The sequence below is a fragment of the Streptomyces sp. CB02923 genome, from assembly GCF_001905005.1.
In the GTDB taxonomy this organism is placed as follows: Bacteria; Actinomycetota; Actinomycetes; order Streptomycetales; family Streptomycetaceae; genus Streptomyces.
The window spans coordinates 541917-556196 of record NZ_LWKZ01000001.1 but is presented as its reverse complement, the minus strand read 5'-3'; the positions used below and the strand labels follow the sequence as shown (position 1 = coordinate 556196).

The 14280-nt window shown below is 73.0% G+C and carries 7 protein-coding genes; 4 read left to right on the top strand and 3 right to left on the bottom strand.

What is annotated here, in order from left to right; genetic code table 11:
- Window positions 1–3: 3 nt before the first annotated feature.
- The 4 genes from A6A06_RS02215 to fxsT all read left to right on the top strand — a co-directional run bounded on the left by A6A06_RS02215 (window position 4) and on the right by fxsT (window position 8130).
- A complete protein-coding gene (locus A6A06_RS02215) occupies window positions 4–3315 on the top strand; it encodes an SAV_2336 N-terminal domain-related protein (protein WP_079193740.1) in 3312 nt (1103 codons plus the stop codon).
- Between the two features lie 81 nt (window positions 3316–3396).
- Window positions 3397–3642: a YxD-tail cyclophane-containing RiPP peptide gene (locus tag A6A06_RS02210; protein WP_073758214.1), complete on the top strand. Its 246-nt coding sequence runs from the start codon at window positions 3397–3399 to the stop codon at window positions 3640–3642.
- 169 nt (window positions 3643–3811) lie between these two features.
- The gene (locus tag A6A06_RS02205; RefSeq protein WP_242440530.1) at window positions 3812–4966 is read left to right on the top strand and encodes an FxsB family cyclophane-forming radical SAM/SPASM peptide maturase; all 1155 of its coding nucleotides are present in this window, start codon (window positions 3812–3814) and stop codon (window positions 4964–4966) included.
- Window positions 4967–5124: 158 nt separating this feature from the next.
- Window positions 5125–8130: an FxSxx-COOH system tetratricopeptide repeat protein gene (gene fxsT, locus A6A06_RS02200; RefSeq protein ID WP_073758212.1), complete on the top strand. Its 3006-nt coding sequence runs from the start codon at window positions 5125–5127 to the stop codon at window positions 8128–8130.
- Window positions 8131–8217: 87 nt separating this feature from the next.
- Here the strand turns inward: fxsT and A6A06_RS02195 are convergent, their stop codons facing one another.
- The 3 genes from A6A06_RS02195 to A6A06_RS02185 form a co-directional block, all read right to left on the bottom strand.
- On the bottom strand, window positions 8218–12045 hold the full coding sequence (locus tag A6A06_RS02195) for a multifunctional oxoglutarate decarboxylase/oxoglutarate dehydrogenase thiamine pyrophosphate-binding subunit/dihydrolipoyllysine-residue succinyltransferase subunit (RefSeq protein ID WP_073758210.1): 3828 nt from the start codon (window positions 12043–12045) through the stop codon (window positions 8218–8220).
- A gap of 237 nt (window positions 12046–12282) precedes the next feature.
- Complete coding sequence (locus A6A06_RS02190; protein ID WP_242440529.1) at window positions 12283–13500, bottom strand: HAMP domain-containing sensor histidine kinase; 1218 nt, start codon at window positions 13498–13500, stop codon at window positions 12283–12285.
- Window positions 13497–14237, bottom strand: a complete 741-nt coding sequence (locus A6A06_RS02185) for a response regulator transcription factor (RefSeq protein ID WP_073758208.1) — start codon at window positions 14235–14237, stop codon at window positions 13497–13499. The genes A6A06_RS02190 and A6A06_RS02185 overlap by 4 nt, the downstream gene beginning before the upstream one ends.
- Window positions 14238–14280 lie beyond the last annotated feature (43 nt).

Here is a 14280-nt window from a genome sequence, read left to right as displayed (position 1 = left end):
GCGGTGCCGGCCGGCGGACCGGGCTTCGGCCCTCTCGGTGAGATCGTCGCGCGGCTGCGCGCGGCCGGGCTGCCCGCCGACGCCCGCGCCATGGCGGACGCGCTGTGGCTGGCCCGGTGGATCACCCCCGCGCCGCCCCGCGACGACGGGGAACCCGCCGAAGGGGCCGTTCCGTCCGCCACGCAGAGGCCAAAACCGGCCACTTTCTCCGTGGACCCCCGCAGCCGCGAGCCGTCCCAGGACGCCCCGTCCCGTACGGAACCCGCCGCGCGCGACCGCCCCCGCCGCCCGGAGGTGGAGCTGCTGCCCGCGCCGGACGACCGCCCCCTCGGCCCCGGCCAGGGCCGGCTGGGCGAGGTCGGCATCCCCGTCGCCTCCGCCTTCCCCGGGCTGCTGCCGCTCCAGCGCGCCCTGCGCCCGGTCCAGCGCTACCACCCGCCGGTCGCCCCGGCCCGCCAGGAGCTCGACGAGGACGCCACCGCCGACCTCTCCGCGCACGCCGAACTGATCATTCCCGTGCTGCGCGGCATCCGCCGCCGCGCGGCGAGCCTGCGCCTGCTGATGGACGGCTCGTCCTCCATGGCCGTATGGGAGCAGATGCTGCACGACCTGCGGCAGGTCTGCGAACGGGTCGGCGCCTTCCGCGACGTCACGGTCCACTACCTCCACCCGCACGGCGACGAGGTCGGCGTCGCGGCGGGCCCCGACCGGAGCGCCCCGCTGCGCCCCGCCGACCAGCTGCACGACCCCACGGGCCACCACCTCACCCTCGTCGTCAGCGACTGCGCGGGCCCGCTGTGGCGCGACGGGCGCATCCAGCGGCTGCTGTACCGGTGGGCGGCCGACGCGCCGCTCGCCGTGGTGCAGCCGCTGCCGCAGCGGATGTGGGCGCGCTCACTGCTCCCGGCCGTCGCGGGCACCCTCGTACGGCGCCAGGGCCCCTACCGTGCCCTGGACTTCAGGCCCGCCCGGCGCCGCCGCGCCCCCTCCGCAGCCGGGCGCCCGCAGGACGGCATCCGTGAGCGCGCCGTACCGGTCCTGTCGGCCGCGCCCGCCGCCCTCGGCTCCTGGGCCCGGCTGGCCGCGGCGGAGTCGGGTCTCTCGCTGCGTGGCGCCGCCGCCGTCGTACGCTGCGACCACGGCCTCGGCACGGACCTCACGCGCCGACCGGAGCGCCCCGAACCGCACCGGCTGGTCGCCGAGTTCGAGCAGAGCGCCTCACCGGACGCCCGGCACCTGGCCGTCCACCTGTCGGCCGTACCGCTCGCGCTGCCCGTCATCCAGCTCGTCCAGCGCGCCATGCTGCCCCAGACGGGCCCCGCCGAGCTCGCGGAAGTGCTGCTCAGCGGCCTGATCGAGCAGCTTCCCGACCCGGCCGCCGCGCCCGGCCGGGAGAGCGTGGCAGGTGGTCCCTGGTACGAGTTCGTGCCCGGCGTGCGGGACGAGCTGCTGAGCCGCCTGAGCGCCGGCGAGGCCGCCCTGGTCCTCAAGCACTGCTCCCTGTACATCGAGCGCACGTTCGGCCGCAGTGCCCGCAACTTCCCCGCCGTGGCGGTCGCCATGCTCTCCGGAAGCGGCCGGGAACCGACGACCGGGCAGCGCGCGGTGCCCGAGCCGTTCGCGCGGATATCCGAACGGGTCCTGCGCCGCTTCGAACCGGCCCTCAGGACACCCGTCCAGCTGCCGTACGCACCCGACGGGCCCGCCGCCGAGGGCGCCGCACTGCTGGAGCGCTACGAACAGGACGCCACGGTACGCGACTTGATCGAAGCGGTGCGCCTGCTGCGCGCCGCGGCCCGCCAGCTGCCCGCCGCGGGCACCGACCTCGCCCGCGCGCTGCTGCACGCCTGGGCCGAGTGGCGGCAGCCGGACGCCCTGGAGGAGGCCGAACGGGCGGTACGGGCGGCAGCGGAAGCCGTCGGCGGGGATCCGGCGCAGACGCCGGACGGGGACGGCGAGGCACGCATCAGAGCCCTGATCGTGCTCGCCCGGGTGCGCTACGCCGGTGCGCAGGAACGCGGCGCCGCGGGGTACCCGGACGGTGAACGGGGCGCGCTGGAGGACGCCGCGCGCCACCTCGACACCGCGTGCGGGCTGATGAGCCTGCTCGACCCCCGCGTATTGGAGAGCATGGTGCTGCGTACCGAAGTGCTGCGACGGCTGGCCGCGCTGCCCCCGGCCGCCCGGACCGGAACCGGAACCGGCCGGCCCGGCGACCCGCTCGGCGACGCCGAGCACGCCCTGACCACCCTCCTCGAACAGTGGCCCAGCGGCGAACAGGTGCCCGGCGAGATCTACGCCGCGCGCGGCGGCGTCCTGCTGGACCAGGCGCGCCGCGCCGCCGGGGAGGACACGGGCACCGAGACGCACACCGGGGCGCTCGCCCTGCGCGCCACCGCCGACCTGGACACCGCCACGGTCCTGCTGCGCCGCCGGGGCGGCTCCGCCGACCGCAAGATCTGCGAAACGCTGCTGGAGCTGGCCCAGGCCCGCTCGCTGCTCGGCCCCGGCACCGGCCCGGACACCGTACTGCCCGTCCTCCAGCGCGCCCGCGCCCTCGCCCGCGAACTGCGCGACCCCGCCCTGGAGGCGGAGAGCCTGAGCCGTACGGCCACGGCATACCGGACCGTGCACACCCGCACCGGCGACCCCGGCGCCCTGGACTCCGCGATCGACGCGCTGGCCGCCGCACTGCGCCTGACCACCCCCGACTCGCCCGAGCACAGCTCCCTGCTCGCCGAACGCGGCGCGGCCCTGCTGCTGCGCGCCCGGCTGGAGCCCCCCGGCGAGCAGGGCAAACGACTGGCGAACGAGGCCGTGCACGTCCTGCGCGAAGCACTCGGCCGCGTCGCGCCGCACGACCCCGAACTGGGCTCCCACCGCCTCCTGTTCGGACGCGCCCTGCGGCTGCGCCACGACCGCCAGCCCTCCCTGGCCGACCTGCACGAGGCCGACTGGGTCCTGGAGCTGGCGGCGCGCAGCTCGCACGACCCGGCCGTCGGCGCGGAAGCCTGGCTGGAGGTCGGCGACGTCCAGCTCGCGCTCGACCGGCGCTTCGGCTCCCGGGAGCGGCACGACCGCGCCGCCGCGTGCTACCGCCGGGCCGCGGCCGACGCCGACCGCGCGGGCAGCCCCCTGCTGGCGGCGCGGGCCCACCACCGGCGGGCCGGCGTCCTGGAGGACACGGCGGGACCGCAGGCGGCGCTGGTGGCCTACCGGGAGAGCTGGGAGCAGTGGCAGCGCGCGTCCGAGGAGAGCGGTCCCGAGGCCCGGCGCACGAGGGAGCGGATGCGCGCCCTGGATCCGTCCGTATGAACGGCTGACCCGGCCGGCCGGGTGTTTCCGTGCTCGGACGCGCGGGCAGACACCCGTCCACCAGGCCCAGAGGAGAACAGCGTGGCGACAGTCCCCGTCATCGGTACGGCCCCGGCCGCACCGGCCGAGCCATCCGGCCCGCCGGCCGAGCCGCTGCCGGACTTCGGCGGTGTCGATGTGGCTGCGCTGGCCGCACGGACGGGCCATCCGGTGCTGGGGGAGGTGACGGCCCTCCTGCTGCGCAACTGGGCATCCGCCGCGGAAGCGGTGGCCTACTACGACGACGGCCCGGGGGACCCCGACCCCAACCCCGACCCCGACCGCTGAGAGCCGTACGCCGACCGGGCCCGGGGCAGCGGTATCCGGACAACCAGGCCGCGTATCCGGCCAGTTGTCGATGCCCTGTGCATGTCTCCCGGCGGCCGAGCCATGTATGGCGACAGCGGGCCGTCTCCGGGGTGCCCGGACGTCGGACGCGGGCAAGGGGGGCGGCGTCGTGGTGTGCCAGAGCCTGCACCGGACCGCGGTGCCCTTCCGGCAGTTCGTCCTGAAGACCCACAGCCGCTGCAACCTCGCCTGCACCTACTGCTACATCTACGCGGGCCCCGACCGCAGCTGGCGCGACCGCCCGACGCACGCCCCGCCCGGCACCGTACGCCAGACCGCGCGGCGCATCGCGGAGCACGTACGCGCCCACGGCCTCGACGCGATACGCATCGACCTGCACGGCGGCGAACCCCTGCTCACCGGCCCCGGACCGCTCCTCGCCCAGGCGGCCGCCCTGCGCGCCGCCCTGCCCGCCGGCTGCCGCGCGCACCTGGGCGTACAGACCAACGGCACCCTGCTCACCCCGCCGGTGCTCGACACGCTGGCCGGCGCGGGCTTCCGCATCGGCCTCAGCCTGGACGGCGGCACCCCGGGCCTCAACCGCCGCCGCATCGACCACGCGGGCCGCCCCTCCTGGCCCGCGGCGTCCCGCGCCGCCCGGCTGCTGGCCGGCCGCCCCGGCGTCTTCGCGGGCATCCTGTGCACCATCGACCTCACCTCCGACCCCGCCCGGGTCTACCGCTCGCTGCGCGCACTCGGCCCCCCGATGCTCGACTTCCTCCTCCCGCACGCCAACTGGACGATCCGCCCGCCGCTGCCGCCGGGCCCGGCGGGCCGCACCCCGTACGGCGACTGGCTGTGCACCGTCTTCGACCTGTGGTGGGCCGAGCGGGACCCCGCACCCCGGGTCCGCCTCTTCACCGAGATCATCGGCCTGCTGCTGGGCCGCCCCAGCACCAGCGAAGCGGTCGGCCTGTCACCCGTCGTGGCCGTCGTGGTCGACACCGACGGCGCGATCGAGCAGGTCGACTCCCTCAAATCGGCGTACGAGGGAGCCGCCGCCACCGGTCTGGACGTCTTCCGCAACAGCTTCGACGAGGCGCTCGGACACCCCGGAATGACCGCCCGGCGGCTCGGCGCCGACGGCCTGTGCGACCGGTGCCGCGCCTGCGCGCTGATGACGGTCTGCGGCGGCGGCAACTACGCCCATCGCTACCGGGCAGGCGGCAGCGGCTTCCGTAACCCGTCCGTGTACTGCGCCGACCTGGAACGGGTGATCCGGCACATCGCCGCCCGGCTCGACGCCGAGGTCCGCGTGGACTGACCACGCGGCCACACCCCGCCGCGGCCGGTGCATACGTCAACTGGCGTACCGCAAACACGACCTGACGTGGCATCGCCGCGGGGGATGATACTTGGGCTATCGTGCCGAACAGCCAGCTCGCGCACGCGCGAACCACCGCATACCGAGGAGACGGTCGCATGGCCGATCAGTCCGGTACCACCGGCTCCGCAGAACACATCACCATCAGCTATGCGGGGTTCAACCGGCCGTGGGCGGCATGGATTTCGCACCAGCTGGAACAGCTCGGGCACGGCACCACCATGCTCCGCTGGGACCCCCCGGCCGACAGCCCCCTCACCGAGGAACTGGCCGGGCTGCTCGCGGCCGAGGGCCGCCTGCTGATGGTGCTCGACGACTGGTACTTCAAGCTGGGCCCCAAGACGCACGACGAGTGGACGACCGCCCTCCAGGAGGTCGTACCGGACCACGCCGACCGGTTCGCCGCCGTCAGCGTCGCCACCCAGCGGCTGCCCGCCACCGCCTCCGTACTGCGCCCCGCCGACCTGCGCGACCTGGACGCCGTCGAGGCCAACCGCCGCGTCCTGAACCGCCTCGGCGTCCCCACCGCCGGCCGGCGCCCCGCCGACCCCGCCGCCAACGCGCCGCGCTTCCCCAACGACCCGCCCGAGATCTGGAACATCCCCCGCCGCAACAACCGCTTCACCGGCCGCGACACCGCGCTGGAGGAGCTGCACGGCAAGCTGGCGGGCCCGGTGCCCGGCCTCGGCCAGCCGCTGGAGACCCGGATCGCCCTGTACGGCATCTCCGGCGTCGGCAAGAGCCAGATCGCCGCCGAGTACGCCCACCGCTTCGGCAACGACTACGACGTCGTCTGGTGGATCAGCGCCACCAACCGGGGCGCGGCCCGCGAACAGCTCGCCGAGCTGGCCACCCGCCTCGGCCTGCCCGTCGGCCAGGAGCTGGGCGACCGGATCCGCGCCGTCCACGAGGCGCTGCGCGTCGGCCGCCCGTACCGCCGCTGGCTGCTGATCTTCGACAGCGCCGACGACATGGAGCAGATCGAGGACCTGGTACCGGACGGCCGCGGGCACGTCCTGATCACCACCCTCACCCGCGACTGGTCCGGATCCGGCAGCGCCCAGGAGATCGAGGTGCTGCCCTTCACCCGTATCGAGTCCGTCGCCTACGCGCGGCGGCGCGCCCCGCGCCTGACCAACATGGAAGCCGACCTGCTCGCCGACGCCGTGCAGGACCTGCCGCTGCTGCTCGCCCAGACCGCGGCCTGGCTGGACGCCAACCCGATGGCGCCCAAGGAGTACATCGAGCTGATCCGCCGCGGCGAACCGAGCCTGGTCGGCATCCGCATCTCCACCGACTACCCGATGGCCTTCCAGACCAGCTGGGCCATAACGCTGAACACCCTGCGCGAGCGCAGCCCCGCCGCCGTCGAACTGCTCAAACTGTTCGCGTTCTTCGCACCCGACGCGATCCCCGTGCCCATGCTCGCCCGCGCCCGGCGCGGCGACCTGCCCGAATACCTCGCCGACCTGGCGGCCGAGCCCATCGCCTGGAACACCGCCCTGCGCCGGCTGACCGAGTCCACCGCCGTACGCCTGGACTACCAGGTCGCCCAGACCACCTCGGACCCCGCCGTCGAGACCGCGCAGATGCACCGGCTCTACCACCGGTTCCTGCGCAGCGACATGGCCGAGGACGAGCGGGACGGCATGTCCGCCACGGCCTGCCGGGTGCTGGCCACCGCCGACCCGCAGAGCCCGTCCGACACCCGGACCTGGGAGCAGTACGCCGCCCTCATCCCGCACCTGGAGCCGGCCGGCGTCCTGGACAGCCCGGAGACCTCCGTCCAGGAACTGCTGCTGAACTGCGTCGAGTACCTCCGGGTCCGCGGCGAGTACCGCATCGGCCTGCGGCTGTGCGAGCAGTTCCTGTCCCGCTGGCGTACCCGCATCGCCCCCACCCAGCGCACCATGCTCGTGGTCACCCACCAGCACGCCAACATGCTGCGCAGGCTGGGCCGCTACCGGGAGGCCGAAGCCGTCGGCAGCGCCATCGTCGAAGAGCTGACCGCCGAACGGGAGCCGGGCGACGGCGCGCTGCTGCGCGCACAGGACGGCCTCGCCGGCACCCTGATGGCGCTCGGCTCCTACGGACAGGCGCTGGAGATCTTCGATTCGGTCGTCCGCGGCCGTACGGAACTCCTCGGCGCCGAAGCCCCGCTCACGCTCTCCTCACGCAGCAACCTCGCCTCGGCGCTCAGCGCCGTGGGCCGCTACCAGGACGCCCTGGAACTCTTCGGCGAGGTGCTGCTCGTCTGGGAGCGCGAACTGCGCGCCCGGCACCACCTCACCCTCGGCGCCGCCTACTCCTACGCCCGGATGCTGCGCCTGCTCGGCCGCTACACCGACGCACTGTCCCGCCAGGAGCTGAACGTACGTCTCTACCACCAGGTCATGGGTAAGCACACGCCGCTCACCCTGCGCGCCGAGCACAACCTCGCGCTGTGCCTGCGCCGCTCCGGCGCCGTGACCCAGGCCGACGGACTGATGGGCGACGTCGTGGACCGCTCCCGCCGGGTGCACGGCCCCCGGCACCCGGAGACGCTCATGATGCAGACCAACTACGCCACGTTCCTGCGGGAGCACGGCGACCTCGGCAAGGCCAGGGAACTGGGCGAGGAGGCCGCCGCCCGCTACCGCACCCTGGTCGGCGAGGCCCACCCGTTCACGGTCGGCGCGCTCGGCAACACCGGCCTGGTGTGCTGGGAGTTCGGCGAGCGGGACAACGCGCTGGCCATCGCCGAACAGGCCCTCCGCGGCATGACCCGGGCGGTGGGCCCCGACCACCCCTGGACGCTGGGCTGCGCCCTGAACGCCGCCGGCGCCCGCAACCGCGTCGACGACGAGGAGAGCGCCGCGCAGCTGAGCCGGGACACGCTGGAGCGCGCCAAGCGGGTGCTCGGCGACACCCACCCGCTGACGCTCTCCGTCCGGACGGCACTCGCCGACGACCTGCGGGCACTGCGGCGCGGCCAGGAGGCGTCCAAGCTGGAGCAGCAGGCCGTACAGCAGCTCACCGAGACCCTCGGCGCCGAACACCCGCACACCCTCTCCGCACGCCGCCGGCGCCGCCCGTACTGGGACTTCGAGCCCCAGCCGGTCTGACCCCGCGCACAGAACGGCCCGGGGCCCCGCAGCGAACGTCGGTCGTTCGCGGCGGGGCCCCGGGCTTTCACACCGGTGGTACCGGCTTTACGCGTCGAACGTCTCGGCGATCAGCGCGGCCTGCTCGGCCTGGTGGCGCTTGGCCGAGCCCACGGCCGGCGACGAGGAGTGCGGCCGCGAGATGCGGCGCAGACGCTCGCCGTGCGGCACATCGGCACCGACGGACAGGTCCAGGTGGTCGATCAGGTTCAGACCCAGGAACGGCCACGCACCCTGGTTCGCCGGCTCCTCCTGCATCCACAGGTACTTGCCCGCGTTCGGGTACTTGGCGATCTCCGCCTGGAGCTCCTTGCCGGGCAGCGGGTACAGCCGCTCGATACGGACCAGCGCCGTGTCGAACGCACCGCGCTTGACCCGCTCCGCCTCCAGGTCGTAGTAGACCTTGCCGGAGCAGAAGACGACCTTCGTGACGTCCTCGGCCTTCGCCGCGTCGTCCGAGATCACCGGCCGGAAGCCGCCCGTGGTGAACTCCGCCGTCTTCGACGCCGCGGCCTTCAGACGCAGCATCGACTTCGGGGTGAAGACGACCAGCGGCTTGTGGTGCGGGTTGTGCACCTGCCAGCGCAGCAGGTGGAAGTAGTTCGACGGGAGCGTCGGCATGGCGACGGTCATGTTGTTCTGCGCGCACAGCTGGAGGAAGCGCTCGATCCGGGCCGAGGAGTGGTCCGGGCCCTGGCCCTCGTAGCCGTGCGGCAGCAGCAGCGTGACGCCGGAGGTCTGGCCCCACTTCTGCTCGGCCGAGGAGATGAACTCGTCGACGACGGTCTGCGCGCCGTTGACGAAGTCACCGAACTGCGCCTCCCACATGACCAGCGCCTCGGGGCGGGCGAGCGAGTAGCCGTACTCGAAGCCCATCGCCGCGTACTCGCTCAGCAGCGAGTCGTAGACGTTGAAGCGCGCCTGGTCCTCGGACAGGTAGAGCAGCGGGGTGTAGTCCTCGCCGGTCTCCCGGTCCACCAGCACCGCGTGGCGCTGGCCGAAGGTGCCGCGGCGGGAGTCCTGGCCCGACAGGCGGACCGGGGTGCCCTCCATCAGCAGGGAGCCGAAGGCGAGGGTCTCGCCCGTACCCCAGTCGATCGTGTCGTCCTCCACCTGGGCCGCGCGGCGCTGCAGCTGCGGCAGCAGGCGCGGGTGGACGGTGACCCGCTCGGGGATGTTGACCTGGGACTCGGCGATCCGCTTGACGACCTCCTGGGAGATCGCGGTCTCCACCGTGACCGGGAACTCGGCCTGCGGCTCCGGCACCTCGGGGGCGGCCGGCGCGGTGGTGGCCTCGCGGACCTCCGTGAAGACCTTCTCCAGCTGGCCCTGGAAGTCCTGGAGGGCCTGCTCGGCCTCCTCCAGCGTGATGTCGCCACGGCCGATCAGCGACTCGGTGTAGAGCTTGCGCACCGAGCGCTTCTTGTCGATCAGGTCGTACATCAGCGGCTGCGTGAAGCCCGGGTTGTCGGTCTCGTTGTGACCGCGGCGCCGGTAGCAGATCAGGTCGATGACGACGTCCTTGTTGAACGCCTGGCGGAACTCGAAGGCGAGGCGCGCGACCCGCACCACGGCCTCCGGGTCGTCACCGTTCACGTGGAAGATCGGCGCCTCGATCATGCGGGCCACGTCCGTGGCGTACATGGAGGAGCGGGCCGACTCCGGCGCGGCGGTGAAGCCGACCTGGTTGTTGATGACGATGTGCACGGTGCCGCCGGTGCGGTAGCCGCGCAGCTGCGACATGTTCAGCGTCTCGGCGACCACGCCCTGGCCCGCGAACGCCGCGTCACCGTGCAGCTGGACGGGCAGGACGGTGAAGTCCGTGCCGCCCTTGCCGATGATGTCCTGCTTGGCGCGGGAGATGCCCTCGACGATCGGGTCGACCGCTTCGAGGTGCGAGGGGTTGGCGGCCAGCGAGACCGTGATCTGCTCGCCGTCCAGGCCGGTGAAGGTGCCCTCGGCGCCCAGGTGGTACTTCACGTCGCCGGAGCCGTGCATCGACTTCGGGTCGAGGTTGCCCTCGAACTCGCGGAAGATCTGCGCGTACGACTTGCCGACGATGTTGGCGAGGACGTTCAGCCGGCCGCGGTGGGCCATGCCGATGACGACCTCGTCCAGGCGCGACTCGGCGGCCGAGTCGATGACCGCGTCCAGCAGCGGGATGACGGACTCGCCGCCCTCCAGGGAGAACCGCTTCTGGCCGACGTACTTCGTCTGCAGGAACGTCTCGAACGCCTCGGCGGAGTTCAGCCGGCGCAGGATGCGCAGCTGCTCCTCGCGCTCCGGCTTGGAGTGCCCGCGCTCGACCCGGTCCTGGATCCACTTGCGCTGCTTCGGGTCCTGGATGTGCATGAACTCGATGCCGGTGGTGCGGCAGTACGAGTCGCGCAGCACGCCCAGGATGTCGCGCAGCTTCATCATGGTCTTGCCGGCGAAGCCGCCGACGGCGAACTCGCGCTCCAGGTCCCACAGCGTCAGCCCGTGCTCGATGATGTCGAGGTCGGGGTGCTTGCGCTGCTCGTACTCCAGCGGGTCGGTGTCGGCCATGACGTGGCCGCGCACCCGGTAGGCGTGGATCAGGTCGAAGACCCGGGCCGCCTTGGTGACGTCGTCGTCGTGGCTGACGTCGATGTCGCGCAGCCAGCGCACCGGCTCGTAGGGGATGCGCAGCGACTTGAAGATGTCGTCGAAGAAGCCGTTCTCGCCGAGCAGCAGCTGGTTCATCACGCGCAGGAACTCGCCGGAGGCGGCGCCCTGGATCACGCGGTGGTCGTACGTGCTGGTCAGCGTCATGACCTTGGCGATGCCCAGCTTGTTCAGGGTGTCCTGCGAGGTGCCCTGGAACTCCGCCGGGTAGTCCATCGCGCCCACACCGACGATGAGGCCCTGGCCGGGCATCAGACGGGGCACGGAGTGGACGGTGCCGATGCCGCCCGGGTTCGTCAGCGACGCGGTGACCCCGGTGAAGTCGTCCATCGTCAGCTTGTTGTTGCGGGCGCGGCGGACGATGTCCTCGTACGCCTGCCAGAACTCGAAGAAGCTGAGCGTCTCCGCCTTCTTGATCGCCGCGACGACGAGCTGGCGGTCACCGTTGGGCTTCACCAGGTCGATGGCCAGGCCGAGGTTGATGTGCTCGGGCTTGACCAGCGTCGGCTTGCCGTCCTTCTCCTGGAAGGAGTGGTTCATCGACGGCATGGCCTTGAGGGCCTGCACCATCGCGTACCCGATCAGGTGGGTGAAGGAGACCTTCCCACCGCGGGCGCGCTTGAGGTGGTTGTTGATGACGATGCGGTTGTCGAACAGCAGCTTCACCGGGACGGCGCGCACGGACGTGGCCGTGGGCAGCTCCAGAGAGGCGTTCATGTTCTTCGCGACGGCCGCGGAGGGGCCACGCAGGGTGACCAGTTCCGGGCCCGCGGGCGCCTCGTCGGCCTTCACGTCGTCCTTCTTGGCAGCGGGCTTGGCGGGTGCGGTCTTCGCCGGAGCGGCCTTGGCGGGAGCCGGGGCGCTCGCGGCCGGCTTGGCCGGAGCGGCGGGCTGCGCCGCGGCGGGCGCGGCTGCCTGCGGCGCGGGCTGTGGTGCGGCGGGTGCCGCGGGCGCGCTCGGCGCCGCCGGAGCGGCGGCCTGGGTCGTTCCGGAGGCCGGAGTGGCGGGGCTGCCTTCACTCGCCGGGGCCGGCGTCGTGGCGCCCGCTCCCGGCTTGTAGTCGGCGAAGAAGTCCCACCAGGCTCGGTCTACCGAGTTCGGGTCCTGGAGGTACTGCTGGTAGATCTCATCGACGAGCCACTCATTCGGACCGAACGCGGCAGCAGGGTTCTTACCCTGCCCCTCTTGGTCAGTCGAAGTGCTCGAGCTGTTGGGGGACTGTGGCGACACGGCGGCAACCGCCCTCTTCCGCTTCCTAAGGTGGTGGACAGCGGGAATAAAGGCTACGCCTCTCCGGACCTTTGGTGCAGTCCGGGGCCGTCAGTCGTCGTGCACGTCACATTCGGCAGCGGGTTTCGGGGCATGACGGGATGGGAAACACACCAGGTTCACCTGCGTGCGGGTAGGCGGCATCGCCGCCGCGCCCGGCACGGTGTGTTTCCGCCACCGACCCTACGTCACCCGACGTCAACCTCGGATGGCGTCGCTTCCCGGAAGAGTGACGCGGATGCGGCAGCCGCGAGGCGATTCCGCCACCCGGATCCGCCCGCCGTGCAGATCCACCGCCCAGCGCGCGATGGCCAGACCCAGCCCCGTACCGCCGTCGCTGCCCGGCCCCGGCGCCGCCGGGTCGCCCCGATTGAAGCGCTCGAAGACGTGGTGCCGCTCGGCCTCCGGGATGCCCGGCCCCTCGTCCTGCACCTCCAGCTCCAGGCCCCCGGGCGTTTCGCCGTGCCGCGCCAGCACCGTGACCCGGCCGTGCCGCGGGCTGTGCTTGATGGCGTTGTCGATCAGGTTCGCGACGACCTGGTGGAGCCGCTCGGCGTCCGCGTACGCGGTCAGCTCCGGCGGCGAGACGTCCAGATGCAGATGCACGTCCGTACGGGTGTGCGTGCCGGAACCGGCGAGCCCCGAGAGCGTGGAGGCGCCGCGGCTCATGTTGGCCTCCTTGAGCACCCCGGAGAGGTACGGCCACACCTCGAAGCGGCGGGAGTGCAGCGGCACCACGCCGTTGTCCAGCCGGGACAGGTCGAGGAGGTGCTCGACCAGCCGCCCCAGCCGCTCCGTCTGCTTCAGGGCCGTGCGCATCGTCTCCGGATCGGGCTCGCAGACACCGTCCACCACGTTCTCCAGGACGGCGCGCAGGGCCGCTATCGGGGTACGCAGCTCGTGCGAGACGTTGGCGACCAGCTCCTTGCGGTGGGTGTCCACCGCCTCCAGGTCGGCGGCCATCCGGTTGAAGGCGTCGGCCAGGTCACCGAACTCGTCGCGCCGCCCGCCGCGCACCCGGCGGGTGTAGTCGCCGTCCGCCATCGCCCGCGTCACGTCCGTCATGTCGTCCAGCGGCGCGGTCAGGCCCTGCGCGACGAACTGGGTGACCAGCAGCGAGGCGATGATCGAGAAGACCGTGATGACCCGCAGCTCGGTCTCGGAGTGGACGGCGACGAACACCAGCAGCGTCGTGAGGATCACCGAGACGATGACCAGCGCGCCGAGCGCCGCCTTGACCGAGCGGTACGGGTCCAGCGGACGCAGACCCTCCCAGATGCGCCGCCACAGCGGGATCCAGACCCGGTCCCGCAGGCTGTCCAGCCCGTCCCAGGGACGCTCCCGGGCGCGCTTGCGGGCCCGGTGTCCGGCCCGCTCCTTCTCGGCGGCCGGCCGGCGGCGGGTGGGTGCCGTCATACCGGCGGGGTCTCCAGCGCGTACCCGACGCCGTGGACCGTACGGATGCGCTCCGCGCCGATCTTGCGGCGCAGCGCCTTGATGTGGCTGTCGACCGTACGGGTGCCGGAGGCGTCCGCCCAGTCCCAGACCTCGGCCAGCAGCTGCTCGCGGGAGAGCACCGCGCGCGGCGTGTTGGCCAGGCACACCAGCAGGTCGAACTCCGTCGGCGTCAGGTGTACGTCGGTGCCGCGCACCCGCACCCGGCGCTGCGCGTGGTCGATCTCCAGCTCACCCAGGCGCAGGATGCCGCTGCGCGGCGTGTGCGCGGCCAGCGCCGCGCGCTCCACGCGCCGCAGCAGCACATGCACCCGGGCCGCCAGCTCCCGCATGGAGAACGGTTTGGTCATGTAGTCGTCCGCGCCGACGCCCAGGCCGACCAGCATGTCCGTCTCGTCGTCACGCGCGGTGAGCATCATGACGGGCACCGGCCGCCGCGCCTGCACCCGGCGGCACACCTCCAGCCCGTCGAAGCCCGGCAGCATCACGTCCAGGACCAGCAGGTCCGGCTGCCACGCCTCGGCGGTGTCCACCGCGGACGGACCGTCGGTGGCGGTCTGCACCTGGAAACCCTCGGCGCGCAGCCGGGCCGCGATGGCGTCCACGATGGTCGGGTCGTCCTCCACGACGAGGATCCGGCGCTGGGCGCCGGGCATGGCCGCGGCGGTGCCGCCCTGGGTGGTCTGCGTCTGATCCATCGCCCGCCCCTGCGTGTCCCCGTGCTGCATGGTCGCGTACTGC